The organism is Aquabacter sp. L1I39, from assembly GCF_017742835.1.
Taxonomy (GTDB): domain Bacteria; phylum Pseudomonadota; class Alphaproteobacteria; order Rhizobiales; family Xanthobacteraceae; genus L1I39.
Window position 1 is genome coordinate 4,268,307 of record NZ_CP072392.1, and the last position, 23,514, is coordinate 4,291,820.

Sequence of the window (23,514 nt, forward strand, 5' to 3'; positions counted from 1 at the left end):
CATCCGGGGCGGTGCCCGCTTCATGTTCCTCTTCTCGACAGGTGCGCCCATGTCTTCGCCACTGTCCGCCGCGCCGGGCCGGTCGCGCGACGCGCATTCCCTGATCGGCACCGTCCTGGATTGGGTGTCGAAGGGTCTGCTTGCCCTCGCCGCGATGCTCGCCTTCCTGCTCTGCTTCGTCGTCTGCGCCGATGTGATCGGCCGCGTCCTGTTCAGCGCGCCCCTGAAGGGGACGCCGGAGCTGGTTTCCAGCTCCATCGTCATCATCTGCTACCTGCAGGCGAGCTACGCCATCCTGTCGGGCGGCATGATGCAGGTGGATGCCTTCACCGTGCACTTCCCGGTGCCGGTTCAGGCCGCGCTCGGCATCATCGGCTCGCTCCTCGGCGCACTCCTGTTCGGCATGATCTTCTGGGGGTCCATCGACGGCTTCCTGCATGCCTGGACCAGCGGCGAATATGAGGGAGAGGGCGCCCTGCATGTTCCCATGTGGCCTGTGCGCCTGTCCGTGCTGGTGGGAACGCTGCTCGCCTGCCTCGGCTACATCCTGCTCGCCTGCCGCCAGATCGTGGCCGCGCGCCGCGCCGAAGTCATCATCACCGGCGTATCGCACTGAGGAGGCGCCCATGTTCGACGGAACCCAAATGGCGCTGGTGCTCGGCGTCCTGCTTCTCCTCGTCTTCCTCGGCACCCATATCGCGGTCGCCCTGGGGCTGGCCTCAGCCCTTGGCATCTACCTGATGATGAACGGGGACATGGAGGTGGTGGTCACCTTCATCTCCAATACCGCCTATGAGGCGATCCGCGACTATATCTTCGCGGTGATCCCGCTCTTCATCCTGATGGGCGAATTCCTGGCCCGTTGCGGCGCCGCGCGGGACCTGTTCGCCCTGGTCAACCGGGTGACCAAATGGCTGCCCGGACGGCTCGGCATCGCCACCGTCTTCGCCAATGCCATCTTCGCCTTCGTGTCGGGCGTCTCCATCGCTGCGGCGGCCGCCTTCTCGCGCATCGCCTATCCGGAGATGAAGCGCTACGGCTACAGCCGCCAGTTCTCGCTCGCCTGCATCGCCGGCTCGGCGTGCCTTGGCATGCTGATCCCGCCCTCCGTGCTGATGATCGTGTGGGGCGTCATCACCGAGCAGTCCATCGGCAGCCTGTTCCTGGCGGGTGTGGTGCCGGGCTTCCTGGTGGTGGCTGTCTACAGCCTCTACATCGTTGTCTTCGCCTTGCGCTATCCAGCCCTGGTGGGCGAGGCGGCCCGTGGCCCCGAAGTGGTGGGTGTCACCGCCTCCGGCGCGGCTGTGGCCGGCATGGGGGGAGGGCGGGCGACGGTTCCCGCGCGCCAGCCTGTGGAGGATGAGGCGTTCGGCAAGTCGCTCGTCGGCACGCTGCTGGTGCTTGGCCTGATCCTGAGCGTACTCGGCGGCATCTGGTTCGGCGTCTTCACCCCCACCGAAGGCGCGGGCGTAGGCGCGACGCTCTCCCTCTTCATCGCCATCGGCCGAGGGATGCGAGCCCGGCAGATCTTCGACGTGGTGCTCAGCGTCGGCCGTACGTCCGCGCCGCTGCTTCTGCTCCTCGTGATGGCGCAGCTTTATTCCCGCGTCCTGTCGATGACGGGCATTACAGGAGCAGTGCAGGCCTTCTTCCTCGACACCGGCCTGCCGCCGCTCGCCATCCTCGGCATCATGATCTTCATCTGGTTCCTGCTGGGCTGCGTGATCGATTCCATCTCGATCATCCTCCTGACGGTGCCGGTCTTCGCCCCCATCGCGGCGGCGCTCGGCTATGACCCGCTCGCCTTCGCGCTGATCGGCATCATCGCCATCGAGACTGGTCTGCTGACGCCGCCGTTCGGTATCCTGGTCTTTACGGTGAAGGCCGCCTTGCCTGACGAGAAAATATCGGTGGGCGAGATCTTCCGGGGGGCCATTCCCTTCTGGATCTGCCTGTTGGTGGTGATCGGCCTTCTGATCGCCTTCCCGCAGATCGCCACCTGGCTGCCGAACCTCGGCAAGGTGGGCGGATGAGGCATTCCGTCCGGCGGCCCTGACGGCCGGGCGGTGGGCAAAAGCGGCCGCAAGAGCCGTGCCCTCACTTCGACGAGCGACCGGTATTCGGCCCGTGGGACTGCATGTGTTCCGCGAAAGGAGACCTGCGCTCGTCTCTTCTTTTTCTTCAGACCGATCGGGAGGACTTCATGAGCCAAGTTGAGAAAGTGAAGGTGAACGGCGCCGAGCTTGCGGCGCGCGTCGACGGCGATGCCGGCAAGCCCTGGATCGTCCTGTCCAATTCCCTCGCCTGCACCCATGAGAGCTGGCGCCTGCAGATGCCGCTTCTCACCAAGACCCACCGGGTGCTGCGCTACGACACCCGCGGCCACGGCCAGAGCTCCGCACCGCCCGCGCCCTATTCCATGGACCTGTTTGCCTCCGACCTCGTCGGCCTGATGGACCATTACGGGATCGAGAAGGCGGACATTCTCGGCCTCTCCATGGGCGGCATGACCGCGCTGGGCGTTGCCATCAACCATCCCGGCCGCGTCAACCGGCTGATCTGCTCGGCCGCGCGTTCGGACTCGATCCCGCCCTTCGTGGACAGCTGGAACACCCGCATCGCCGCCATCCGTGCGGCGGGCGGCATGCAGGGGGTGGTCGACTTCACCATCGAGCGCTGGTTCACCCCGGGCTTCCGCGACGCCAATCCCGACATCGTGGAAGAGGCCAAGCGCATGATCCTCGCCACCGACATGGAGGGCTACATCGCCTGCGCCGAGGCCCTGAAGGGGCTCGACTATAAGCGCAGCCTCGGCTCCATCTCGGCGCCGGCTCTCTTCATTGCGGGCGCGCAGGATGGCGGCGCTCCGCCGGCGGCCATGCGCGAGATGGCAGCCCTGACCCCCGGTGCCGGTTTCGTCGAGATCGCGCCCGCCTCGCACATCATCATCCTGGAGAATCCGGACGCCTTCAACGCGACCGTGGGCTCCTGGCTGGCGGGCGAGAACGTCGCGCAGCGCGCCTCCGCCTGAGGCCTCGCCGGCGCGGCCACCCCGCGCCGGCCTCGCCCAGGGGATTAGCCGGACTGATCCGGCGCATCAGAAACAATCATTTCAGTGAATGGCCGGGCCAGATTATCCTGGCTGAAAGCAGTCTGGAGTTGAGCGATGAAGCTCGGTTTCTTCACCATGCCGATCCACCCCATCGACAAGGATTGGCGCCAGTCTCTCAAAGAAGATCGTGACGCCTTCATCTTGGCGGATGAGCTTGGTTTCACGGAAGCCTATTGCGGCGAGCACGTGACCGACCAGGCTGAAAACATCACCTCCTGCGCGATGTTCATGGCCTGGATCGCATCCCACACCAAGCAGATCCGGCTGGGCACGGGCACCATCAACATGCCCAACAGCCACCCCGCCAATGTGGCCGGGCAGATCGCCATGCTCGACCATATGCTGGATGGCCGCTTCAATTTCGGCATCAGCCCGGGCGGGCTGCTCTCCGATGCGGAGGTGTTCGGCAATCTGGACGCCAACCGCAACGAGATGTTCGTGGAGGGCATCAATTCGGTTTTGGCCATCTGGGCCGGCCAGGCGCCCTACAATATCGAGGGCAAGTATTGGAAGATCACCACGGAGCGGACGATGATGCCGGCCATCGGCCAGGGCATCATGTCAAAGCCGCTCCAGCAGCCCCATCCGCCCATCGTGGTGACCGTGGTGGCGCCCTATTCCAAGGGCGTGACGGAAGCCGCGTCGCGGGGCTGGCTGCCCATCTCCGCCAACTTCCTGTTGCCCAAATGGGTGGCCACTCACTGGCCGAAATATGTGGAGGGCTGCGAGCGGGTGGGCCGCGTGGCCGATCCCGCGGACTGGCGCGTGGCCAAGAGCGTGTTTGTCGCCGATGACCTCGCCACCGCCCGCGAATATGCGCTCGGACCCAAGAGCCCGTATCGCTTCTACTACAATCAGCTTTTGACGAAGATGAAGGCCAACAAGCGCGCCGACCTCTTCAAGCCCGATCCCAACATGTCAGACGACGACCTGACCATCGAGCGCGTGCTCGACGAACTGGTCATCTGGGGCACGCCGGACAAGGTGGCCGACGACCTGCTCCGTTTCCAGGAGATCACCGGCCCGTTTGGCACCCTGCTTTATGCGGGCAAGGACTGGGTCGACCGCGACCTTGGCCGCAAGTCCATGATCCTCCTGGCCGAAAAAGTGGTCCCTCTGGTGGAGGGCCGCGAGGCCCGCGCCCCCAAGGCCGCCGAGTGACATATCCTTCCATGTGACGGTGCAACCGGAAGCCCGGCCGGGATTCTGGTTGCGCCTTATTTTCTTCTGAGCGACACGCGGGCGGGCCGGTGCCGACATGTGTCGGGTGCCGAGACGGGATAATCGGGCATGGATCTCGCACCGCAGGTGATCGTCGCGGGGCTGGCGGCGGTCTTCATCATCTCCTTTTCCAAGGGCGCCTTTGGCGGCGGCCTCGCCGTGGTTGGCATTCCCATCCTCACCTTCGTGATGGACCCGGTGGATGCGGCCGTGGTGCTGGCGCCCCTGCTGCCCCTCATGGACCTCGCAACGCTCAAGGCCTTTCCGCCCCGCACCTGGTCCATGCCCGATGTGATCTGGATCGCCAGCGGGGTTTTTGCGGGAATGGTGGTGGGCGCATTTCTGCTCGGCGGCTTGCCGCGCCACTTGAGTGCCGCCTTGATCGGCCTTGCGGTCCTTGCCTTCGCAGCCCGTCAGGTCTTCCTTCGGCCGAAGCCGGGGACGCCGCTGGAGGTCTCGCCGCCGCGGGCCTTCGGGTGGGGCGCGCTTGGCGGGCTGACCACTTTCCTCGCCAATGCCGGCCAGCCGCCGGTGGCGGTCTATCTCACCCGCCGCACCCTCACCAAGACCATGTATGCGGGCACCATGTCGGCGGTCTTCACCATCGCCAATGTCACCCGCCTGCCGCTGATGGCCGCCATCGGCCTCGACCGGCTGCACCTCTTGGCCTATTCGGCGGCCATGATCCCGGCCATTCCGCTCGGCACCTATTGCGGCCGCAAGCTGCATGACCGGCTCGACCGCGAGCGCCTGTTCTTCTGCGTCTACGTGATGCTGCTTCTGGTGGGCGCAAAGCTCATCTATGACGGCGTCAGGATGTGGCCATGACGGCCGCGCCCCGAGAGGGCGAACAGGCGGTCGGGCAGGTTCCTCCCATGCTCGGCTTCTGGCTCACCTTGCTGCTGGCGGTGGGCGGCGGCATCGTGGTGGCGAACCTCTATTATGCCCAGCCGCTGCTGGCCCCCATCAGCGAGGCGCTCGGCATTGCCCCTTGGGCGGCTGGCATCGCCATGACCGTGACGCAGGTGGGCTACGGGATCGGCCTGCTCCTGGTGGTGCCGCTGGGCGACCGTTTCGAGAACCGGCGCCTCATCGTCGCGACGCTGCTGGTGGTGGCGGGGTCGCTGCTGGCGGCGGGGCTCGCGGCCAATGCGCCGCTCTTCCTCGCCGCCTGCTTCTCCATCGGCGTCTCGGCTTCGGTGGCGCAGATCCTGGTGCCTTATGCCTCCCATCTCGCCGCGCCGGCCGACCGGGGGCGTGTGGTGGGCAATGTCATGTCCGGAGTACTCCTGGGCATGATGCTGGCGCGGCCCGTCGCCAGCCTGATGGCGGATGCCCATGGCTGGCGTGCGGTGTTTCTGGGCTCTTGCGCCGTGGTGACGGTGCTCGCGCTGGTGATGGCGCTGGTGGTGCCCCGGCGCACGCCCTCCGATGGCTTTCGCTATCGCACGCTGTTCCGATCTCTGCGCGCGCTGCTAGTGGATCACCCCGCCCTCCGTCGCCGCGCTGCCATTCAATTCTGCCTGTTCGGTGCTTTCACACTGTTCTGGACGGTGATCCCCCTCCTCCTGGCAAGTTCCGCCTTCGGAATGACGCAGAAGGGCATCGCCATCTTCGCCCTGCTGGGCGTGACGGGCGCGGGGGCCGCACCCCTTGTGGGCTGGGCATCTGACCGAGGCTGGGGACGCCTCGGAGCGCTTGCCGGCATCCTCGCTTCCGTCGTGGCGTTCGCACTGTGCCTGATGGCGGGAGCCGGGCACAGCGGGCTGGTGCTGCTGGTCGTCGCCGGCATTCTTCTCGATTGCGGCGTCGCCTGCTCGCTGGTGGTGGGGCAGCGCACGATCCTCACCTTGGGCTCAGAAGGGCGCAGCCGGGTCAATGGGTTGTTCTTCTCCATCTTCTATTCGGGCGGCGCGATCGGCTCCGCGGTGGGCGCCTGGGCCATGGTCGTGGGTGGCTGGACCCTGGCCATGGGGATCGGCCTTGCCGTGGTTCTGGTGGCCTTTGCGCTCCATGTCACGGAGCGGACGAGCGGCGCATCGGCCCATTAGAAAAACGACTGGCAAACAGAAGACTTCATAATTTGTGCCGCAGGCGCGACGCCAGCAAAGTGCAGCGGACCGGGGCGCGGCGCCCCGCAACACGCTGAAAACAGGGAAAGACGCATGCTCAAGGTTGGACTCATCGGAATGGGGTGGTGGGGCGGCACCATGCTGCGCGTGCTGGCCGGCAGCCCGGACATCCGCATCGTGGCAGCCACCGACGTCGACCCCGCCAAGGCGGCGCTGGCGGCAGAGCGTGATGCTCGCTTTCTCCCGAGTTTTGAGGCGGTTATCGCGGACCCTGAGGTGCAGGGCGTCATCCTGTGCACCCCGCAGCAATTCCATGCGGAGCAGATCGTCGCCGCCGCGACCGCCGGCAAGCACGTCTTCTGCGAGAAGCCTTTGTGCCTGACGCGGGCGGACGCGGAGCGCGCCGTGGCGGTATGCCGGGCGCACAACCGGGTGCTGGGCGTCGGCCATGAGCGCCGGTTCGAGCCGCCGATCATCGACCTGATGAACCGCATCAAGGCGGGCGAGCTGGGCACCATTCTCCAGGTGGAGGCCAATTTCAGCCAGGACAAGTTCTTAGCCCTGCCGCCCGGAAACTGGCGTATCAGCGCGTCCAACCCGGTGGGACCGGTCACCGCCACCGGCATCCATCTGCTGGACCTGTCCACCGCCATTCTAGGGCCGGCGGAGCGGGCTTTGACCTCGCTCTCGACGCTCGCCACCTCGTTCGAGAATGGCGACACGCTGGCCATGACGCTCAACTTCAAGTCCGGCGCCAATGCACTGCTCTCGGCCATCCTGACCACGCCCTTCGACGGCCGCATCGCGGTCTATGGCTCCACCGGATGGGCCGAGGTGCGCGACAAGGCGCATCCGGAAAATTCGGAAGGCTGGACCGCCACTTACGTCGTTCGCGGCAAGCCGCGGGAAGACCTGGAATACCCGCCTGCCCCCGCGGTGCGCGCCAATCTGGAGGCGTTCGCCCGGGCCGCCGAGGGCAAGGAGACCTATCCCATCTCCATGGACCAGATGATCGAGAATGTGGCTGCCCTGGAAGCGGTCTTCGCATCCGCCAAGTCCGGCGGCATCGCCATGGTCCCCTGAGGTGTCACGGCGGGCGCGCTCGCGCGTCCGCCCTTTGCCAGCGGCGGCCGGGCGTGCGAGCCTGACCGAAAGGGAGGGTCGCGCGGCACGCGCCGCGCGCGCAAAGAACGGACGTCCAAGTGGCTGAAAGCCTGAGAGAAATCCGCCTGTTCGTGGCCGCCTATGAGGAGCGGTCGTTCACGGCGGCCGCCAATCGCGAACACGGCACCCAGTCCGGCGTCTCGCAGCATATTCGCAAGCTGGAAGAGCGGTTTGGCGTTCGCCTGTTCTCCCGCGACAAGGGGCGCGTCACGCCCACTCCGGCGGGGGATGCCTATTACAGCCGCTGTGTGGAAATGCTGCGGCTCCACGAGGCGACGCACCAGACCATGCTGATGTTCGGCTCGGGCGTCTCCGGCGACATTGCGGTGGGGCTGATGCCCACCATGACGCGGGTGACGCTGGCGCCCGCCATGCGGCGCTTCATCGCCGCCTATCCCAATGTGTCGGTGCGGGTGGTGGAGGCGTTCAGCCCGATCCTGACCCAGTCGGTGTTGAATGGCGAGCTGGACTTTGCGATCGTGCCGTCCATTCCGGGCCGTCCGGGCCTGAAATCACAGCACTTTCTGACCACCCACGAGACGCTGGTGAGCCGCTTGGAGCCCGCTCGCCACCTCAAGCCCGTGCGGCTGCGGACGCTCGGGCCGTTGAAGCTGGTCCTGCCCTCCGTCGCCAACACCCGCCGCACCCTGATCGAGACCTATATTGCCTCGAACAGCGTGCAGGTGGAGCGGATGCTGGAGATGGATTCCATGATGGGCACGCTGGATTTCGTCGCCACCTCCGACTGGCGGACCGTGGTGCCGGCCATCATGCTGGCGGCGGACATCGACCGGCTGCCTTTGTCGGTGCAGCCGATTGTCGATCCGGTTCAACCGCTTGACCTTGTCTTGATCGAGCCTTCGAGCCGGGTGATCGTGCCCCCGGCGGCGGCCTTCCTGGAGCTTCTGCGGGAAGAGGCGGTGCGGCTCAACCGGTTTTGGACCGGCTATTTCGAGGACGAGGCCCCCGCCGCCTGAGGGGGCCGAGCCTCAGCCGCCGTGCAGCCGGCGGAAGCCGCCGCGGTGATAGACGAGGGGGGCATGCCCACGATCTTGTAGGGCGGTGACTTCGCCCACATAGATCTCGTGGTCCCCGCCCGGATAGCGGGCATAGACCCGGCATTCCATATGGGCGGCGGTGTCGGCCAAAACGGGCGCGCCATTGAGGCCGGGAGCATGGTCCACATCGGCGAACTTGTTCTCGGCGGGGGTGGCGAAGCGGCGGCCGAGCGCTTCCTGGTGCTCGGCCAAGATGTTGATATTGAAGACGTTGCTCGCCTGGAATGCCGGCAGGCTCGGCGCCTTCAGGGCCAAGCTCCACAGGATGAGCGGCGGGTCCAGCGACACCGAGTTGAAGGAATTGATGGTCAGCCCCACCGGGCGCCCGCCGCTCCCATTGGTGGTCACCACCACCACGCCGGTCGCGAAAGCCCCGAGGACGTCGCGGAAATGGCGCGGAAGAATGGGGTTCAAGGTTTCCAGGTCGGACATTTCGGCTGTTGTTCCTCAGCGGCTCCAATTGGGGGCCACCTTGGGGGCATCGGGCCATGATTTCAAATTATGATCTTTAATTTCGTCCATCATGGGGACTGATCCGCCGGGGCAGGTCGCCCCGGCGGGTGGAAGGTCAGGCGGCCAGCCCGCAATCCTTCGGGGTGGGAGCCCTGCGGGCGAGGCCGTCGAACGCGTCCAGCAGGCGCTCGCGCCAGGCATGGACGGGATCGGCCTCTTCCAGCACCTCCAAATCGGAGACGCAGCGGATCCACATGAAGACGCCGAAGGCCGCATAGTCGCCATAGGCGTGGGTGTCGCCGCACACAAAGGGCTGGTGCTGGAGCATGGCGCGCAGGGGCGTGAGCGTCTGGCGGAAGGCGGCGACGCGCGCGTCCACATCGCCGGCCACCTCTTCCAGGGCCTTGCCGAACCGCTTCTCGCGGGAGGTGCGGAAATAGTCCCGGTCCTCCTGAGCAATGCGGCCATAGATGGTCAGCATCATGGCCGGCGCGATGGTGGCCATGGGGCCGGTATCGGCCCAGCTGTTGACGAAGCGGGCAAGGCCACGCCCCGCCGCGCCGCCGAACAAGGAGGGGCGGTCGGGATAGCGCTCTTCCAGGTGGCAGGCGATGCGGAAGGAATCGCTGATCGCCTCGCCCTGGTCCACCAGCACCGGCACGGCGCCCTGGCCGGAAAAGGCGATCTCCTCCTTCTGGGTGAAGCGCCACGGCACGCCGTCCACGTCGAGCCCCTTATGGGCCAGCGCCAGGCGCACCTTCCAGCAATGGGGGCTGAAGCGCAGGCGGGGGTCGGCGCCGGCCAGTTCGTAGAGGGTGATGGGAGCGGATGCGGTCATGCGGTGCCTCCGGCGGGGAGTTGGGCGCTCTGGTTGAAAAGGAGGCTGCGGGACGCCTCGCTCACGGTGGGCACGGTATTGATGGACGCGGCGATTTCATAGGTCTTCACCACCGACGGGCGGGCGGAAATGGCCTCGAACCAGCGCTTCACATGGGGGAAGTCGTCCAGGTTCTGCCCGTGCCGGGAATGGGAGCGCACCCAGGGATAGGCGGCGATGTCGGCGATGGAGAAGTCCCCGCCCATATAGTCCGCCACCGCCAGCCGGCGGTCGAGCACCCCATAAAGGCGATTGGATTCCTTCACATAGCGCTGGGCGGCATAAGGCACGTGCTCGGGGGCATAATGCAGGAAGTGGTGGGCCTGCCCGGCCATGGGGCCAAGGCCCGCCATCTGCCAATAGAGCCACTCCAGCGTCTGGAAGCGGGCGCGGGGCGCCTTGGGCAGGAGCTTGCCCGTCTTGTCCGCCAGATATTCCAGAATCGCGCCGGATTCGAACACCGAAAGGGGGCCTTCACCGTCCTGCGGCGCGTGGTCGATGATGGCGGGGATGCGGTTGTTGGGGCTCACAGCCAGGAAGTCCGGCTTGAACTGGTCGCCGGTGGAGATGTTGACCGGGGTGATCTTGTAGTCGAGCCCCAATTCTTCCAGCGCGATGACGATCTTATGGCCGTTGGGCGTGGTCCAGTAGAGCAGTTCGATCATGCCGTCCTCCCAGAGCGGGCGCCGGGCCTTCGGGGCGGCGGATGTGCCCCTTGGAAGGTCCCTTGCCCCGTGGCATGCTTGACATGAGTGTCAAGTTTGACGCTTGTGTCAAGAATGAACTGCCAGCCGGAAGGGCGGGCGTGCGAGGGGTGACGATGGCGGGTGTGCGGCGGTTCGAGGAGGACGAGGTGCTGGCGCGGGCCGAGGCGGTGTTCCGCCGCAAGGGCTTCGAGGCCACCTCCATGTGCGACCTTGCCGAGGCCACCGGTGTGCAGCGGGGCAGCCTCTACAACGCTTATGGCGACAAGGAAGCCCTGTTCCTGCGCGCCTTCGATGCTTACGAGGCGCGCATCGTCGGTGCGGTGGAATCTGCGCTCGCGGGCGCGCCGGGCGCTGCCGGCCTGGAGCGCCTGTTCGAGACGCTGATCGCCAACATGACCTTCAACGACGCCGCGCGCGGCTGCCTCACCACCCGGCTGGCCGCCGAGGGGGATCTGGCCAGCCCCAAGGTCGCCGTGCGCGTGCGTGCACTTCTCTCCCGCCTTGAGACCGCGATCGGCACCGCCCTGGACCGGCCAGAGGCCCGCGCCGGCCTCGCCTTGCCGCCCCCGGACGCGGCGCGCCTCATCGTGACCTTCACGCGCGGCCTTGCGGTGATGGAGCGCGTCCACGGTGATCCCACCCGCCTGCGGGCGACGGCGCGGGACCTGGCGCGGCTGCTTTATCCGGTGGGGTGAGGGGGCGGAGCGTTCGGCCACCGGACGGACGAGATCCAGGCCGCAGCGCCCTTTACGGTCATGCCCGGGCTCGTCCCGGGCATCCACGGCCATCCGCTCGTGCGACGCCGGAAAGGGGGCGCCCGGTCATTCTCCGTGGATGGCCGGGACGAGCCCGGCCATGACCGATGGAGAGGGTGCGTCGGGGCGTGTGGACGGCTGCAAGCGGTTGGCAGGGAAGAAAAGCGTGGCGCGCTTTCCGTTCCAAATCAATCGCCGGACCTCGGCCGTTTGAAACCCGGCCTGCTCCTCACCGCATCTACCCCTCACCGCACCTGCACCAGCGCCCGCGCGAAAAAGTCCGGGCCGCCGAAATTGCCGGACTTCAAGGCGAGGCGCAGGGGCTTGGGCGTGCCGAGGGCGGCCAGAACGGGCACGCCGGCGGCGATTTCCGGGCCCACTTGGAAAGCGGGGATCATCAGGCGATCCACCACCGCGCCGGAAGTTTCGCCCCCCGCCACGATGAGGCGATGGACGCCCGAGGCCACAAGGCGCTCGGCCAAGGTGGCGCAGGCCTGCTCGATGGCATGGCCGGCGGCCTCCCGCCCGAACCGGGCCTGGAGCGCACGCACCCCTTCCGGCGTGTCGCTGGCTGCGATCACCACCGGGCCTGGCGCCATTCGCGCCCTGGCCCAGTCCAGGGCGTCTTCCAGCGCGGCGTCCGCATCGGTGACGAGGCGGGTGCCGTCGAGCCTTAGGACGGGCATGGTGCGCTCCGCCACCCGCAACTGCTCCAGCGTGGCGGCGGAGCAACTGCCCGCCAGAATGGCTGCCGGCCCGCCCACCGGAGCGAAGGGGGCGGCGCCCGCACGAGGCGCCACCGCCCCCGAAGCCACCAAAGCGCGGGCCAAGCCCAGGCCCAGGCCCGAGGCGCCGGTGGAGACCTTGTGGCCGAGGGCGGCGCGGCCCAGTGTCTCCAGGTGCCGCTCGAACACCGCATCGGCGATCACCGCGCCCATGCCGGCGGCGGCGAGGGATGCGAACCGCTCGGCCACCGCCCCGTCGCCCGCTTCCACCACCGAAAGGGGCAGGTGCCCCACCGGATGGGCGGACTGGCGGGCGAGCACCCGCCGCAGGTCGGAATCCCGCATGGGATTCAACGGATGGTCCTTCAGCGGGCTTTCATTCAGGGGCAGGTCACCCACGAAAAGATGGCCCTGATAGACCGTGCGCAAGGTCTCGGGAAAAGCGGGGGTGACGAGGGCCAGCGGAGCGCCCGCATCGGTGCGCAAGGCATCGGTGACGGGGCCGATATTGCCGGCATCGGTGGAATCGAAGGTGGAGCAGATCTTGAACAGGATGTGACCGACGCCCCGCGCCTCCAGCCAGTCCCGGGCGGTGCGCGCCATCGCCACCGCCTCGGGCGCGGGAATGGAGCGGCTTTTCAGGGCCACCACCACCGCATCCACCTCGGGCAAGGCGAAGTCGCCGGGCGGCAGGCCGATGGTCTGCACGGTGCGCAGGCCCGCGCGGGTGAAGGTGTTGGCGAGATCCGAGGCGCCGGTATAGTCGTCGGCGATGGCGGCGAGCGGCAGGGCCATGGCTCAGGCCTCCTCGGTCTGGGAGGCCGGCAGGGTGGTGCCGGAGAGCTGGGCATAGAGCCGGGCGAGGGAGGAATCATCGTCCCGCCCCATGCCGGCGCCGGCGGCGGCCAGATACATCTGCAAGGCGGCGGCGGCGAGCGGCACGGGATAGCGGGCGGAGCGCGCCATGTCCTGGATGATGCCGAGATCCTTCACGAAGATTTCCACTGCGCTCAGGGGCTTGTAATCCCCCGCCAGGACGTGGGGCATACGGTTCTCGAACATCCAGGAATTGCCGGCCGAGGCGGTGATGACCTCATAGACCTTGGCGAGGTCGAGATTCTGTTTGGCCGCGAAGGTCATGGCCTCGCACGCGGCGGCGATGTGCACGCCCGCCAGCAACTGGTTGATCATCTTGAAGGCGGCGCCCGTGCCGGCCGCGTCTCCCAGCGCATAGACCTTGGCGGCCATGGCTTCCAGCGCCGGGCGGGCCTTGGCGAAGGCCTCGGGCCGGCCGGAGGCGAGCACGGTCAGTTCGCCCTTCGCGGCGCGGGCGGCGCCGCCGGAAATGGGGGCATCCAGATAGAGCCGGCCGCGCGCCTCCAGCGTTGAGGCCAGGCGGCGGGCCACGTCCGGATCCATGGTGGCGCTGGAGATGAAGACGGCGCCCTCGGGCATGGCATCGGCCACGCCGGAGGGCCCGAACAGCACCGCCTCGGTCTGGGCGGCGTTCACCACCACGCTCACCACCACATCCGCGCCGCGCACGGCCTCCGCCGGGCTGGCGGCGGCGGAACCACCTTCCGCCTGAAGCCGCGCCATGGGCTCGGCCGCCACGTCGAAGCCGGTGACGGCAAAGCCCGCGCGCAGGAGCGAGGCGGCCATGCCGTAGCCCATGGAGCCGAGGCCGATGACAGCGGCGCGCGGGGCGCCGGGAGAAGCGGGGTGGGGCGAGGGGGACATGAAAGGCTCCGGGCGCAATCCTCCCGGCGGCCGCCTGCGCCGGGGCGCGCCGCCCTTTTGCCGGTGCGCTCCCGCTGCGGCGGGCGTCGCGGCCGCCGGCATTGGAGCGTCGGGAGGACAGCTATAGAAGGCGTTGGCAGCGCTGCCAATGGGTTTTTGGCAGCGCTGCCAATTTGCTTGCGGCGGTGCCCTGCGGCGTGGAAAATGGCGCGGTTGGGAGGATCAGGCGGTGGCGGAACAGGGGTCGGGCCGGATGCGGGAAACGGTGACCCTCGCCCATGTGGCCGAAAGGGCCGGGGTGGGGGAGAGCACCGTCTCGCGCGTGCTGCGCGGGGAGGGGGCGGTCTCCGAGAAGACCCGCGCCCGGGTGCGCGCCGCCGTGCGGGAGCTGGGCTATGTGCCCAACCGCATCGCCGGGACGCTGGCCTCGGCCGGCTCCAAGCTGGTGGGCATCGTGGTGCCCTCGCTGGCCAATGTGGTGTTCGCCGATCTCCTGCGGGGCGCCAGCGGGGCGCTGGAAGAGGAAGGCTTCCAGCCGGTGATCGCGGTCAGCGAATATGATGCCGACCGGGAAGCCGCCCATGTGGCAGGGATGCTCGCCTGGCGGCCGGCTGCCCTCATGCTGGCGGGCCTCGAACATGCGGACGAGACGCGGGTTCTGCTGGCGGGCGGCGCCGCGCGGGTTGTGGAGGTGCTCGACACCGACGGCGAAGGCATGGACATCGTGGTGGGCTTTTCCAACGCCGCCGCCGGCCATGCCAGCGCCCGCCATTTGCTGGCGCGCGGCTACCGGCGGTTCGGCTATGTGGGCCACGACCTGGTGCGCGACACCCGCGCCGCCAAGCGCCTGAAGGGCTTCGAGGCGGCGCTCGCCGAGGCCGGCCTGCCGCCGCCGGAGCGCGAAGTCTTTTCCGCCCCCTCCTCGGTGGAACTGGGGCGCGACGGGCTGGAGCGCCTGCTGGCGCGGGCGCGGGGCCTGGAGGCGGTCTACTTCTCCAATGACGACATGGCGCTGGGCGGCTATTTCATGTGCCTTTCCAGGGGAGTGGCGGTGCCCGAGCGGCTCGCTTTGTTCGGCTATAACGGCCTCGACGTGGCGCGGCTGACCCCGCAGCCGCTCGCCACCTTGCGCACCCCGCGCGTGGCGGTGGGGGCTATCGCCGCCCGCCTCATCGGCGCCGGGGCGCCGGCGCAAAAGGTGGATGTGGGATTTGAACTGGTGCCCGGCGCCACCGCCTGAGGCCCACATAAGGGAGACACGCATGAGCGAGGCGCGGCTGCGGGAGGAAATCTGCCGGTTCGCCCGGTCGCTGTTCGAGCGCGGGCTGACCCCGGGCTCGTCCGGCAACATTTCGCTGCGGCTGGAGGATGGCGGCTGGCTGGTGACGCCCACCAATGCCTCGCTGGGCTTCCTCGATCCCGCCCGTCTCTCGCGGCTCGATGCCAATGGCCGCCTGCTGGAGGGCGATGCGCCCACCAAGGAGATCCCGCTCCACACCGCGCTCTATGACACCCGCTCCGGCGCGCGGGCGGTGGTGCATCTGCATTCCACCCATGCGGTGGCGCTCTCTCTGCTGCCGGAGATCAACCCCAAGGCCGCTCTGCCGCCGCTCACCCCCTATTATCTCATGCGCGCCGGCCGCACGGCGCTGCTGCCCTATTACCGGCCCGGCGATCCGGCGGTCGCGGGCGCCATCCGGGGGCTGGCGGGGCGCTATTCCTCGGTGCTGCTGGCCAATCACGGGCCAGTGGTGGCGGGCGACACGCTGGAGGCGGCGGTGTTTGCCATGGAGGAGCTGGAGGAGACGGCCAAGCTCTATCTCCTGCTGCGCGGCCTCAACCCGCGCCATCTCTCGCCCGAGCAGGTGGCGGACCTGGTGAAGACCTTCGGCCTGACCTTGCCGGAGGTGGACGACCATCACGGGCACGATCATTCGCAGGAGTAAGGGGGCGGTGCGCCCGCCCCCTTGTGCCTCACGCCGGCGGGGTGGCGCCCGTCTGGCCGATGCAGCCGATGGCGGCGATGGCGGCCAGCGCGCAGATCTCGTCATTGTCCGACGTATCGCCGGAAATGCCCACCGCGCCCATCAGCTTGCCGTCCTTCCAGATCAGCACGCCGCCGGGCACCGGCACCACGCGCCCGCCGCTGGCGGCCATGAGGGCATTGGCGAAGTGCGGCACCTTGGCGGCGCGCTCGCCCATCTCCCGCGAGCCGAGGCCCATGCCGAGCGCGCCCCACGCCTTACCCGTGGCGATCTCGGGACGCATGATCCCCGAGCCGTCCTCGCGCTTCAGCGCCACCGGATGGCCGCCGGGGTCCAGCACCACCACGGTGAGCGGGGCGAAATTCAGCTCGCGCCCGCGGGCGAGGGCGGCGTCCACCAAGGCAACGGCCTCAGTCAGCGAAATGGTCATGCAAAGATCCTCACGGAAGGGGAAACGGGGGGTGAGAGGGGAGGGGCAGCAGCGGCGCTGATGGCTCCCATTAGGGCTGCAGATGCGGCGCCGTCGCGCATTTGTTATCGCTCGATAAGTGTTGTCAGGCCCTTATGTGTCACTTATTTCGGAAGAGCGCGACCGGCTGGCGCGCCAGCACTTATGACCGGGCCGGCCTCAGGCCGGAGCCTGGTGCTCCGCCGGCTCATATCCCTTTCTTTCGCCCTCATTCTAGCTCGAAAACAAACCGGAGGAACGCCATGTCGGATGCGGCGCCAAAGCCCGTTGTGGGTATCGTGGGCCTGGGGATCATGGGCATGGCCTATGCCCGCAACCTGCTTCAGTCCGGCTTCCCGGTGGTGGGCTTCGACGTGGCCCCCGCCGCGCTTGTGGCACTCACCGAGGCCGGCGGCACCGTGGCGGCGACGCCGCGCGGGGTGGCGGAAGCCGCCGACACCATCCTGGTGGCGCTGGCGTCCGTGGAGGCGCTCCAGAGCGTGTGCGCGGGTCCGGACGGCATGATCCATTCCATCCGCCCCGATGCGGTGGTGGTGGAGATGAGCACCTTCCCGCTGAAGGCCAAGGACTATTGCCGCGACGTGTTCGCGCCCAAAGGCGTGCATGTGCTGGACTGCCCGGTGAGCGGCACGGGCGCCCAGGCGGCGGTGCGCGATCTCGTGCTCTATGCCTCCGGCGACGAGGCGGCGGTCACCCGCCTTCGCCCCGTGTTCGACGGCTTTGCCCGCAACACCCGCTATGTGGGCCCGTTCGGCGCCGGCACCAAGCTGAAGTTCGTGGCCAACCACCTGGTGACCATCCACAACCTCGCCACCGCCGAGGCGCTGCTTCTGGCCCAGTCCTCCGGCCTCGACCTGCACATGGTGTTCGATGCCATCCGCGACGGGGCCGGCAATTCGCGCATGTTCGAGGTGCGCGGCCCGCTGATGATCGAGGAGCGCTACGAGCCGGCCACCATGAAGATGGAGGTCTATATGAAGGACCTCGCCCTCATTTCAGACTTCGCCAAGGACGTGAAGGCGCCCATCCCGCTCATGGCGGCGGCGGTGCCCTTCTATGTGGCGGCGCTCGCCGCCGGGCGGAACCAGGAGGACACGGCGGCCCTCTTCGGCGTGCTGAAGGACATGTGCCGGAAGGACTGAGGATTGGCAGTCTGGGGTCCCGGCGCGCGGTCTAAAGTCCGTTGCGCCGGGAAAGGACCGCCTTGTAGCCGGCGAAGAACACGTCCAGCGCCTGGGCGATCATGGCCGGCTTCTCCACATGCACGGGCGAGCGGTACACATATTTGCGCACGCCATAATAGAAGATGCCGCCCTGGAGGTCCCAGGCGATCTCCAGGTCTTCGGGCGAGACCGTGGCGGGCACCGGTAGGCCGCATTCGCGGTGAAACTCACGGATGATGCGGGTGAGGATGCGCTCCTCCACCAGAGCCAGATAGCGCTCATTGATGGGTACGCCCTTCAGGCCGGCGAAGAAATAGATCCGCATCCAGTGGGGGGTGAGGATGACATCCGTATACTCCTCATAGAAGACCTGGAGCCGCTCGCGCAGCGGCCGGGTGCGGTCCTCCAGCAGGACGTCCCAGGCGGGGCGCCACTGGTCGAGATAGACCACCTTGTAGATTTCCTGGATCAGCGCGTCCTTGTTGGGGAAGTAGCGGTAGAGCAGGGGCTGGGTGGTGCCCAGGTGTCGGGCCAGCTCCCGGGTGCCGCCGTCAAAGCCCACCTGCGCGAAATAGGCGATGGACTTTTCCAGGATGTCGCGGCGGCGGTCCTCGGCGGAGAGCCGGTGCTTGCGCCCGGCACCGGCCGCTGCAGGCGCGTCGCTGGAACCGGCCTCGCCCTGCGTCGCCTGCTTGCCCTTCGCTTTCGCCGGCTGCGCCGTCTTGTCCTTCTTTTCCGCCGGCTGCGCCGTCTTGCCTGCCACGCTCGCCCCTCCCGCCTCGTCCCCCCGCCCGCCATGCGGAGGGCTCATCCATAGAGCCGCTCTTTCCGCCGGTTTCAACCTGCGCGGGTCCGAGCCTCCGGTGACCGAACCGCACAGATGCCCCGGTGAGGGCCTTGCGCTCATCCTAGCATCATGTATTTATCGATCGATAACAAAATTCGGAGGATGCCGTGAAGGTCAATCGCGCCGCCATTTATGAAGCCGCCGAGAAGCTCTCCAACTGGGGCCGCTGGGGCGCGGACGACCAGATCGGCACGCTGAACAACGTGTCGCCCGAGGATGTGGTCAATGCCGGCAAGCTCATCCGCAAGGGCCGGACGTTCGCCCTCGGCCTGTCGCTGAAGGAGCCCATACAGTCCGGCCTGTTCGGCGGCCGGTGGAACCCCATTCACACCATGCTGGCCACCGGCACGGACGCTGCCGCCGGCAATCAGGACACGCCCGCGCCGTATCTTCGCTATGCGGACGACGCCATCAACATGCCCTGCCAGGCCTCCACCCAGTGGGACGCGCTCTGCCACATCTTCCTCGATGACAAGATGTACAACGGCTATGACGCCCGCCTCGTGGACGCGCGCGGCGCCAAGAAGCTTGGCATCGAGCATGTGCGCGACAAGATGGTGGGCCGGGGCGTGCTCTTGGACGTGGCCCGCTTCAAGGGCGTGGACAGCCTGGACGATGGCTATGCCATCACCATCGCCGACCTCAAGGACACCGCCGCCGACCAGAAGGTGGAGATTCGCAAGGGCGATTTCGTCATCGTGCGCACTGGCCACCAGGAGCGCTGCCTCGCCAAGGGCGACTGGTCGGGCTATGCGGGCGGCGCCGCGCCGGGCTTTGCGTTCGAGACCTGCTATTGGATCCGCGAGACCGACATCGCCGCCATCTGCTCGGACACCTGGGGCTGCGAGGTGCGCCCCAACGAGACGGACGAGGCCAACCAGCCCTGGCACTGGGTGGTCATTCCCGCCATCGGCATCTCCATGGGCGAGATTTTCTATGTGAAGGAACTGGCGGCCGATTGCGCCGCCGACGGCGTCTATGAGTTCTTCTTCTGCGCCCCGCCCATGCACTTGCCCGGCGGCGCCGGTTCGCCCATCAATCCCCAGGCCATCAAGTGAGGCCGGCGTTACACCCGGCACGAGGAGGACGCCAGCATGGCTGAATTTCTCAAGCGCGGCCGCGATGCCGCCGCGCGCGCGGACGATCAGGCGAAGGTGCGCGCGACGGTGGAGGGCATCCTCGCCGACATCGAGGCACGGGGCGATGCCGCCGTGCGCGAACTTTCGGTGAAGTTCGACGGCTGGGATCGGGAGGATTTCCGCCTCTCCGACGCCGAGATCGAGGCGTGCCTTGCTCAGCTCACCGCGCGCGATCTCGACGACATCCGCTTCGCCCAGACGCAGGTGCGCAATTTCGCCCAGCGCCAGCGCGAATCGATGGTGGACATCGAGGTGGAGACGCTGCCGGGCGTGGTGCTCGGGCACAAGAACATCCCGGTCAATTCGGTCGGCTGCTACGTGCCCGGCGGCAAGTATCCGCTGCTCGCCTCCGCCCATATGTCCGTCATCACCGCCAAGGTGGCGGGGGTGAAGCGCATCATCACCTGCGCGCCGCCCTATCAGGGCAAGCCGGCTCCCGCCATCGTCGCCGCCCAGCATCTGGCGGGCGCGGACGAAATCTATTGCCTCGGCGGCATCCAGGCGGTGGGCGCCATGGCGCTGGGCACCGCCTCCATCGCCCCGGTGGACATGCTGGTTGGCCCCGGCAACGCCTTCGTGGCCGAGGCCAAGCGCCAGCTTTATGGCCGCGTGGGCATCGACCTCTTCGCCGGCCCCACCGAGACGCTGGTGATCGCCGACGAGAGCGTGGACGCCGAGATGTGCGCCACCGACCTCTTGGGCCAGGCTGAGCACGGGGCCAATTCGCCGGCCATCCTGCTCACCAATTCGCTAAAGCTCGCGCAGGAGACCATGGCCGAGGTGGAACGCCTCCTCGCCATCCTTCCCACCGGCGAGACCGCCGCCAAGGCATGGGCGGATTATGGCGAGGTGATCGTCTGCGACAGCTATGAGGAGATGGTGGCGGAAGCCGACCGCATCGCCTCAGAGCATGTGCAGGTGATGACGGTGGACCCGGACTATTTCCTGCGCAACATGACCAATTACGGCGCCCTGTTCCTCGGCCCGCGCACCAATGTGGCCTATGGCGACAAGGTGATCGGCACCAACCACACGCTGCCGACCCTCAAGTCGGCCCGCTATACGGGCGGCCTGTGGGTGGGCAAGTTCCTGAAGACCTGCACCTATCAGCGCGTGCTCACCGACGAGGCCTCGGCCATGATCGGCGAATATTGCTCGCGCCTGTGCATGCTGGAGGGCTTTGCCGGCCATGCGGAGCAGGCCAATGTGCGCGTGCGCCGCTATGGCGGGCGCAATGTGCCCTACGCCTCGGCGGCCGAATAGGCCTGGCCCCGCGCGCTTTACCCGCGCGGGTTCCTTCTCGGATCGGCTTCAATCGCCCCGCCCGATCCCGTAAGGGGTTGGGCGCCTTCCGATTCCCGCGCCCGGCCGCCGCCCGGCGCGGTCCCCCCTTTTTCAGGAGACTGGCATGGACCTGCCCAGGAAGCCGACCTTCGACCTGTCCGGCAAGCGCGCGCTGGTGACCGGCGCGGGCCGCGGCATCGGCCTTGCCGCGTCCGCCGTGCTGGCCGATGCCGGCGCCGACGTGACCCTCGTCGCCCGCTCCGCCGGTGAGATCGAGGAGGCCGCCGCCGCCATCCGCGCCCGTGGCCAAAAGGCGACCGCGCTCGCCCTGGACGTGACCGACGTGGCGCGCGTGCGCGAAGTGATCGGCGCGGCCGGCCCGTTCGACGTGCTCTTCAACAATGCCGGCGCCAACCGGCCGGCCTCTTTTCTCGACGTGACCGAAGAGGATTACGACGCCGTCGTGGACCTCAATGTCCGCGCCGCTTTCTTCGTCGCCCAGGTGGTGGCGCGGGGCATGGTGGATGCGGGGCGGGGCGGCTCCATCATCCACACCTCCTCGCAGATGGGGCAGGTGGGTGGGGCGCGGCGCTCGGTCTATTGTTCCACCAAATGGGCCATCGAGGGGCTCACCAAGGCCATGGCGGTGGATCTGGCCCCCCATCAGGTGCGCGTGAACGCCATCGCCCCCACCTTCATCGAGACCCCCATGACCCGCCCCTTCCTGGAGCAGCCCGGCTTCAAGGAGAGCGTGCTCACCAAGATCAAGCTGGGGCGGCTCGGGCAGGTGGAGGATCTCATGGGGGCGGTGCTGTTCCTGGCGAGCGATGCCTCTTCGCTGATGACCGGCTCCTCCGTGCTCGTGGATGGCGGCTGGACCGCCGACTGAGGGCAGTGCGCCCCGGCGTACGCGCCCTTTCCTGGACGCTTTCTTCGGACGCTTTCTTCGGGGGCTTGCGCCCGGAGGCGTGTCAGGAAACACTGATCCCGGATGCGGCCCGCCAAGGCGGCATCCGTACAAGAACGGCACGCGGAACCCCGGCACAGACCGGCGGGCCGCTGGGAGGTGCCAAGGGAGACAAGGCCATGCAACAGGCCGAGCGAGAGGCGATGCGCATCGCCATCCTAGCGCCCGCGCGGACCGGCGCGGCGCTGGCCGGCCGCCTGTCTGCGGCGGGACACGAGGTGGTGCATTCCGACGATATTTGCGGCCGCGCCCGCGCCTCCGGCGCCTGCGAAATGGGCCTCTGCGCGCTGGCCAGCCGCTGCGATGCCGTCATCACGCGCCTGGAGGCCCATGCGGGCGTGCAGGCCTATGACGGGCCGTGCGGCCTGCTCTCCAGCCACCTCGACGGCAAGCTGGTGGTGGAAATGGGCGAGGTGCCCACCGGCCGTGCTTCCGACCGGGCGGCGCGGGTGAAGGCCGCCGGCGGCGCCTTCGTGGAATGCCAGGTCCTGGGCACGCTGGGCGAGATGAAGGCTGGCCGCATGCTGGGCTTTGCCGCCGGCAGCCGGGAGGATGTGGAAAAGGCCCGCCCCATCCTCGACCAGATCTGCGCCCGCATCGACTATCTGGGGGAAGCCGGCACCGCCACCGCCGCCCGCGCGCGCCTGTGCGCCCCGCTGATGTGCGTGTGAGGGGAGTTCAGCGCCCGTTGCGCCGCTCGGCTTCCACCAGGCGCTGGAAATCGGCCATGCGCACCAGCTTGAAGGGCCGGTAGGGGGTGAGCCACGCATCCACCGGGCCAAGCGCCGCCGGTGTGAGGCTGAGGCGCGCGGCGCCGGCGGCATCCTCCTTGCGAGAGACCAGACCCGCCTGCGCCAGATGGGCCGCGTGCTCGGCCAGCTCCGCCCGGCTCAGGCGGAGCGCACGGGCCAGTTCCGCCTCGGCCTTGTCCCCCGCCCGCAACAGATCCAGAAGCGCTCGGCGCGCCGGGTGGGCGAGGGCATGGAAGACATCGTCCGTGGGCCCTTGCCCGTACCCTGCCATGGCGCGTGCCTTCGCTGCTCCGTGATGCATTTCATTATATCCAATTGGATATAACGTTCGCAAGCCATCTACCGCACGACACCCAGGTGGCTGAACCCCGCGCGGCGCGCAAATGATGCGCCCTGTTCAATGAAAACCAACATCTTGCGGTAGGCTGGGCGCGGGGCGGGCCTCCGGTCCGCCTGTGCTTCGTTATTCACACGCTTCGCATTGCCGCGCCGCCGCCGGGTGCTTTAGACTGCCGTTCCGAACCGAAGCCCCGCGCGGGGCGCATTCCTTTCAGGCGGACCCATGGCGGCCTTGAGCGTACGCATCGACCTCGCGCCCGGCCAGCGCGTCGGCCCCGGCAAGATCGAGCTTCTGGAGAAGATCGCCGCCTTCGGTTCCATCTCCGCCGCCGGGCGCTCCATGGACATGTCCTATCGCCGCGCCTGGGAATTGGTGGAGGAGTTGAACGGCATGTTCGGCACGCCGGTGGTGACGGCGCAGACCGGCGGCCGGCGCGGCGGGGGCGCGCTGCTCACCCCCTTCGGCCTCACGCTCGTCGCGCGCTACCGGGCCATCGAAGAGGCGGCCACCGAGGCCGCCGCCACCCATCTGGCGGCCCTGTCCCGCGAACTGGCCGCGCCCGCCCCGGCCGGGGCGTGAGCGCTTCCCCAGCGGCCGAGCGCCGCCAGCGCCGGCCGAAACCTTCAGCAACAAAGCGCGGAATTAACTTACAAATCTCCCTTTGCGCCGGAGCGCTTCGGGCGG

The 23,514-nt window shown here is 68.0% G+C and carries 25 protein-coding genes; 17 read left to right on the forward strand and 8 right to left on the reverse strand.

Going from position 1 to position 23,514, the window contains the following annotated elements; all coding sequences use genetic code 11:
• Positions 1-49 precede the first annotated feature (49 nt).
• From J5J86_RS19375 to J5J86_RS19410, 8 genes are all read left to right on the forward strand, one after another.
• Entirely contained in the window at positions 50-616 is a 567-nt protein-coding gene (locus J5J86_RS19375; protein WP_209100955.1) for a TRAP transporter small permease, read from the forward strand.
• A 10-nt stretch (positions 617-626) separates the two neighbouring features.
• Positions 627-2,033, forward strand: a complete 1,407-nt coding sequence (locus J5J86_RS19380) for a TRAP transporter large permease (RefSeq protein ID WP_209100957.1) — start codon at positions 627-629, stop codon at positions 2,031-2,033.
• A 170-nt stretch (positions 2,034-2,203) separates the two neighbouring features.
• The gene (pcaD, locus tag J5J86_RS19385; protein ID WP_209100959.1) at positions 2,204-3,031 is read left to right on the forward strand and encodes a 3-oxoadipate enol-lactonase; all 828 of its coding nucleotides are present in this window, start codon (positions 2,204-2,206) and stop codon (positions 3,029-3,031) included.
• Between the two features lie 135 nt (positions 3,032-3,166).
• The gene (locus tag J5J86_RS19390) at positions 3,167-4,273 is read left to right on the forward strand and encodes an LLM class flavin-dependent oxidoreductase (RefSeq protein ID WP_209100961.1); all 1,107 of its coding nucleotides are present in this window, start codon (positions 3,167-3,169) and stop codon (positions 4,271-4,273) included.
• A gap of 129 nt (positions 4,274-4,402) precedes the next feature.
• The gene (locus J5J86_RS19395) at positions 4,403-5,161 is read left to right on the forward strand and encodes a sulfite exporter TauE/SafE family protein (RefSeq protein ID WP_209100963.1); all 759 of its coding nucleotides are present in this window, start codon (positions 4,403-4,405) and stop codon (positions 5,159-5,161) included.
• On the forward strand, positions 5,158-6,384 hold the full coding sequence (locus J5J86_RS19400; RefSeq protein ID WP_247657716.1) for an MFS transporter: 1,227 nt from the start codon (positions 5,158-5,160) through the stop codon (positions 6,382-6,384). Before J5J86_RS19395 ends, J5J86_RS19400 begins: the two co-directional genes overlap by 4 nt.
• A 114-nt stretch (positions 6,385-6,498) precedes the next feature.
• Entirely contained in the window at positions 6,499-7,488 is a 990-nt protein-coding gene (locus J5J86_RS19405; protein WP_209100964.1) for a Gfo/Idh/MocA family protein, read from the forward strand.
• Between the two features lie 119 nt (positions 7,489-7,607).
• Positions 7,608-8,546 carry a LysR family transcriptional regulator gene (locus J5J86_RS19410; protein ID WP_209100965.1) on the forward strand — a complete coding sequence of 313 codons (939 nt, stop codon included), beginning with the start codon at positions 7,608-7,610 and terminating at the stop codon, positions 8,544-8,546.
• A gap of 12 nt (positions 8,547-8,558) precedes the next feature.
• On the opposite strand, the gene J5J86_RS19415 is transcribed toward J5J86_RS19410, so the two are convergent.
• The 3 genes from J5J86_RS19415 to J5J86_RS19425 all read right to left on the reverse strand — a co-directional run bounded on the left by J5J86_RS19415 (position 8,559) and on the right by J5J86_RS19425 (position 10,622).
• A complete protein-coding gene (locus tag J5J86_RS19415; RefSeq protein WP_209100966.1) occupies positions 8,559-9,059 on the reverse strand; it encodes a flavin reductase family protein in 501 nt (166 codons plus the stop codon).
• A 136-nt stretch (positions 9,060-9,195) separates the two neighbouring features.
• Positions 9,196-9,918 (reverse strand): glutathione S-transferase family protein, encoded by a 723-nt coding sequence (locus tag J5J86_RS19420; RefSeq protein ID WP_209100967.1) that lies wholly within the window; start codon positions 9,916-9,918, stop codon positions 9,196-9,198.
• Entirely contained in the window at positions 9,915-10,622 is a 708-nt protein-coding gene (locus J5J86_RS19425; protein WP_209100968.1) for a glutathione binding-like protein, read from the reverse strand. Before J5J86_RS19425 ends, J5J86_RS19420 begins: the two co-directional genes overlap by 4 nt.
• Positions 10,623-10,762: 140 nt before the next feature.
• Here J5J86_RS19425 and J5J86_RS19430 point away from each other — a divergent pair, with 140 nt between their 5' ends.
• Positions 10,763-11,359: a TetR/AcrR family transcriptional regulator gene (locus J5J86_RS19430; RefSeq protein ID WP_209100969.1), complete on the forward strand. Its 597-nt coding sequence runs from the start codon at positions 10,763-10,765 to the stop codon at positions 11,357-11,359.
• Between the two features lie 305 nt (positions 11,360-11,664).
• Here the strand turns inward: J5J86_RS19430 and otnK are convergent, their stop codons facing one another.
• Together otnK and ltnD are read right to left on the reverse strand one after the other, a co-directional pair.
• On the reverse strand, positions 11,665-12,939 hold the full coding sequence (gene otnK / locus J5J86_RS19435) for a 3-oxo-tetronate kinase (protein ID WP_209100971.1): 1,275 nt from the start codon (positions 12,937-12,939) through the stop codon (positions 11,665-11,667).
• A gap of 3 nt (positions 12,940-12,942) precedes the next feature.
• The gene (ltnD, locus tag J5J86_RS19440) at positions 12,943-13,884 is read right to left on the reverse strand and encodes an L-threonate dehydrogenase (RefSeq protein ID WP_209100973.1); all 942 of its coding nucleotides are present in this window, start codon (positions 13,882-13,884) and stop codon (positions 12,943-12,945) included.
• Positions 13,885-14,137: 253 nt separating this feature from the next.
• Here ltnD and J5J86_RS19445 point away from each other — a divergent pair, with 253 nt between their 5' ends.
• Entirely contained in the window at positions 14,138-15,124 is a 987-nt protein-coding gene (locus tag J5J86_RS19445) for a LacI family DNA-binding transcriptional regulator (protein ID WP_209100975.1), read from the forward strand.
• A 22-nt stretch (positions 15,125-15,146) separates the two neighbouring features.
• A complete protein-coding gene (otnC, locus tag J5J86_RS19450; protein ID WP_209100983.1) occupies positions 15,147-15,830 on the forward strand; it encodes a 3-oxo-tetronate 4-phosphate decarboxylase in 684 nt (227 codons plus the stop codon).
• Positions 15,831-15,858: 28 nt separating this feature from the next.
• On the opposite strand, the gene J5J86_RS19455 is transcribed toward otnC, so the two are convergent.
• Entirely contained in the window at positions 15,859-16,299 is a 441-nt protein-coding gene (locus tag J5J86_RS19455; RefSeq protein WP_209100985.1) for a GlcG/HbpS family heme-binding protein, read from the reverse strand.
• 281 nt (positions 16,300-16,580) lie between these two features.
• Between J5J86_RS19455 and J5J86_RS19460 the strand changes: the two genes are divergently transcribed.
• Entirely contained in the window at positions 16,581-17,480 is a 900-nt protein-coding gene (locus tag J5J86_RS19460) for an NAD(P)-dependent oxidoreductase (RefSeq protein WP_209100993.1), read from the forward strand.
• 31 nt (positions 17,481-17,511) lie between these two features.
• On the opposite strand, the gene J5J86_RS19465 is transcribed toward J5J86_RS19460, so the two are convergent.
• A complete protein-coding gene (locus J5J86_RS19465; RefSeq protein ID WP_247657717.1) occupies positions 17,512-18,264 on the reverse strand; it encodes a TetR/AcrR family transcriptional regulator in 753 nt (250 codons plus the stop codon).
• Between the two features lie 191 nt (positions 18,265-18,455).
• Between J5J86_RS19465 and J5J86_RS19470 the strand changes: the two genes are divergently transcribed.
• The 4 genes from J5J86_RS19470 to J5J86_RS19485 all read left to right on the forward strand — a co-directional run bounded on the left by J5J86_RS19470 (position 18,456) and on the right by J5J86_RS19485 (position 22,409).
• A complete protein-coding gene (locus J5J86_RS19470; protein ID WP_209100997.1) occupies positions 18,456-19,406 on the forward strand; it encodes a cyclase family protein in 951 nt (316 codons plus the stop codon).
• Positions 19,407-19,442: 36 nt separating this feature from the next.
• The gene (gene hisD, locus J5J86_RS19475; RefSeq protein WP_209100999.1) at positions 19,443-20,750 is read left to right on the forward strand and encodes a histidinol dehydrogenase; all 1,308 of its coding nucleotides are present in this window, start codon (positions 19,443-19,445) and stop codon (positions 20,748-20,750) included.
• Positions 20,751-20,895: 145 nt separating this feature from the next.
• Positions 20,896-21,660, forward strand: a complete 765-nt coding sequence (locus tag J5J86_RS19480; protein ID WP_209101001.1) for an SDR family NAD(P)-dependent oxidoreductase — start codon at positions 20,896-20,898, stop codon at positions 21,658-21,660.
• A 197-nt stretch (positions 21,661-21,857) separates the two neighbouring features.
• Positions 21,858-22,409 carry an NAD(P)-binding domain-containing protein gene (locus tag J5J86_RS19485; RefSeq protein ID WP_209101003.1) on the forward strand — a complete coding sequence of 184 codons (552 nt, stop codon included), beginning with the start codon at positions 21,858-21,860 and terminating at the stop codon, positions 22,407-22,409.
• A 7-nt stretch (positions 22,410-22,416) separates the two neighbouring features.
• Here the strand turns inward: J5J86_RS19485 and J5J86_RS19490 are convergent, their stop codons facing one another.
• Positions 22,417-22,791, reverse strand: coding sequence for an ArsR/SmtB family transcription factor (locus J5J86_RS19490; RefSeq protein ID WP_209101005.1), 375 nt, complete (start codon positions 22,789-22,791; stop codon positions 22,417-22,419).
• Positions 22,792-23,052: 261 nt separating this feature from the next.
• On the opposite strand from J5J86_RS19490, the gene J5J86_RS19495 reads away from it, so the two are divergent.
• Positions 23,053-23,409 carry a winged helix-turn-helix domain-containing protein gene (locus J5J86_RS19495; protein WP_209101007.1) on the forward strand — a complete coding sequence of 119 codons (357 nt, stop codon included), beginning with the start codon at positions 23,053-23,055 and terminating at the stop codon, positions 23,407-23,409.
• The last annotated feature ends 105 nt before the right edge of the window (positions 23,410-23,514 follow it).

What these genes read in the sequence shown, in the direction of transcription:
- J5J86_RS19375 (WP_209100955.1), top strand. Translation starts at nt 50, where the DNA reads ATGTCTTCGCCACTGTCCGCCGCGCCGGGCCGGTCGCGCGACGCGCAT.
- J5J86_RS19380 (WP_209100957.1), top strand. Translation starts at nt 627, where the DNA reads ATGTTCGACGGAACCCAAATGGCGCTGGTGCTCGGCGTCCTGCTTCTC.
- pcaD (WP_209100959.1), top strand. Translation starts at nt 2,204, where the DNA reads ATGAGCCAAGTTGAGAAAGTGAAGGTGAACGGCGCCGAGCTTGCGGCG.
- J5J86_RS19390 (WP_209100961.1), top strand. Translation starts at nt 3,167, where the DNA reads ATGAAGCTCGGTTTCTTCACCATGCCGATCCACCCCATCGACAAGGAT.
- J5J86_RS19395 (WP_209100963.1), top strand. Translation starts at nt 4,403, where the DNA reads ATGGATCTCGCACCGCAGGTGATCGTCGCGGGGCTGGCGGCGGTCTTC.
- J5J86_RS19400 (WP_247657716.1), top strand. Translation starts at nt 5,158, where the DNA reads ATGACGGCCGCGCCCCGAGAGGGCGAACAGGCGGTCGGGCAGGTTCCT.
- J5J86_RS19405 (WP_209100964.1), top strand. Translation starts at nt 6,499, where the DNA reads ATGCTCAAGGTTGGACTCATCGGAATGGGGTGGTGGGGCGGCACCATG.
- J5J86_RS19415 (WP_209100966.1), bottom strand. Translation starts at nt 9,059, where the DNA reads ATGTCCGACCTGGAAACCTTGAACCCCATTCTTCCGCGCCATTTCCGC.
- J5J86_RS19420 (WP_209100967.1), bottom strand. Translation starts at nt 9,918, where the DNA reads ATGACCGCATCCGCTCCCATCACCCTCTACGAACTGGCCGGCGCCGAC.
- J5J86_RS19425 (WP_209100968.1), bottom strand. Translation starts at nt 10,622, where the DNA reads ATGATCGAACTGCTCTACTGGACCACGCCCAACGGCCATAAGATCGTC.
- otnK (WP_209100971.1), bottom strand. Translation starts at nt 12,939, where the DNA reads ATGGCCCTGCCGCTCGCCGCCATCGCCGACGACTATACCGGCGCCTCG.
- ltnD (WP_209100973.1), bottom strand. Translation starts at nt 13,884, where the DNA reads ATGTCCCCCTCGCCCCACCCCGCTTCTCCCGGCGCCCCGCGCGCCGCT.
- J5J86_RS19445 (WP_209100975.1), top strand. Translation starts at nt 14,138, where the DNA reads ATGCGGGAAACGGTGACCCTCGCCCATGTGGCCGAAAGGGCCGGGGTG.
- otnC (WP_209100983.1), top strand. Translation starts at nt 15,147, where the DNA reads ATGAGCGAGGCGCGGCTGCGGGAGGAAATCTGCCGGTTCGCCCGGTCG.
- J5J86_RS19455 (WP_209100985.1), bottom strand. Translation starts at nt 16,299, where the DNA reads ATGACCATTTCGCTGACTGAGGCCGTTGCCTTGGTGGACGCCGCCCTC.
- J5J86_RS19460 (WP_209100993.1), top strand. Translation starts at nt 16,581, where the DNA reads ATGTCGGATGCGGCGCCAAAGCCCGTTGTGGGTATCGTGGGCCTGGGG.
- hisD (WP_209100999.1), top strand. Translation starts at nt 19,443, where the DNA reads ATGGCTGAATTTCTCAAGCGCGGCCGCGATGCCGCCGCGCGCGCGGAC.
- J5J86_RS19480 (WP_209101001.1), top strand. Translation starts at nt 20,896, where the DNA reads ATGGACCTGCCCAGGAAGCCGACCTTCGACCTGTCCGGCAAGCGCGCG.
- J5J86_RS19485 (WP_209101003.1), top strand. Translation starts at nt 21,858, where the DNA reads ATGCAACAGGCCGAGCGAGAGGCGATGCGCATCGCCATCCTAGCGCCC.
- J5J86_RS19490 (WP_209101005.1), bottom strand. Translation starts at nt 22,791, where the DNA reads ATGCATCACGGAGCAGCGAAGGCACGCGCCATGGCAGGGTACGGGCAA.
- J5J86_RS19495 (WP_209101007.1), top strand. Translation starts at nt 23,053, where the DNA reads ATGGCGGCCTTGAGCGTACGCATCGACCTCGCGCCCGGCCAGCGCGTC.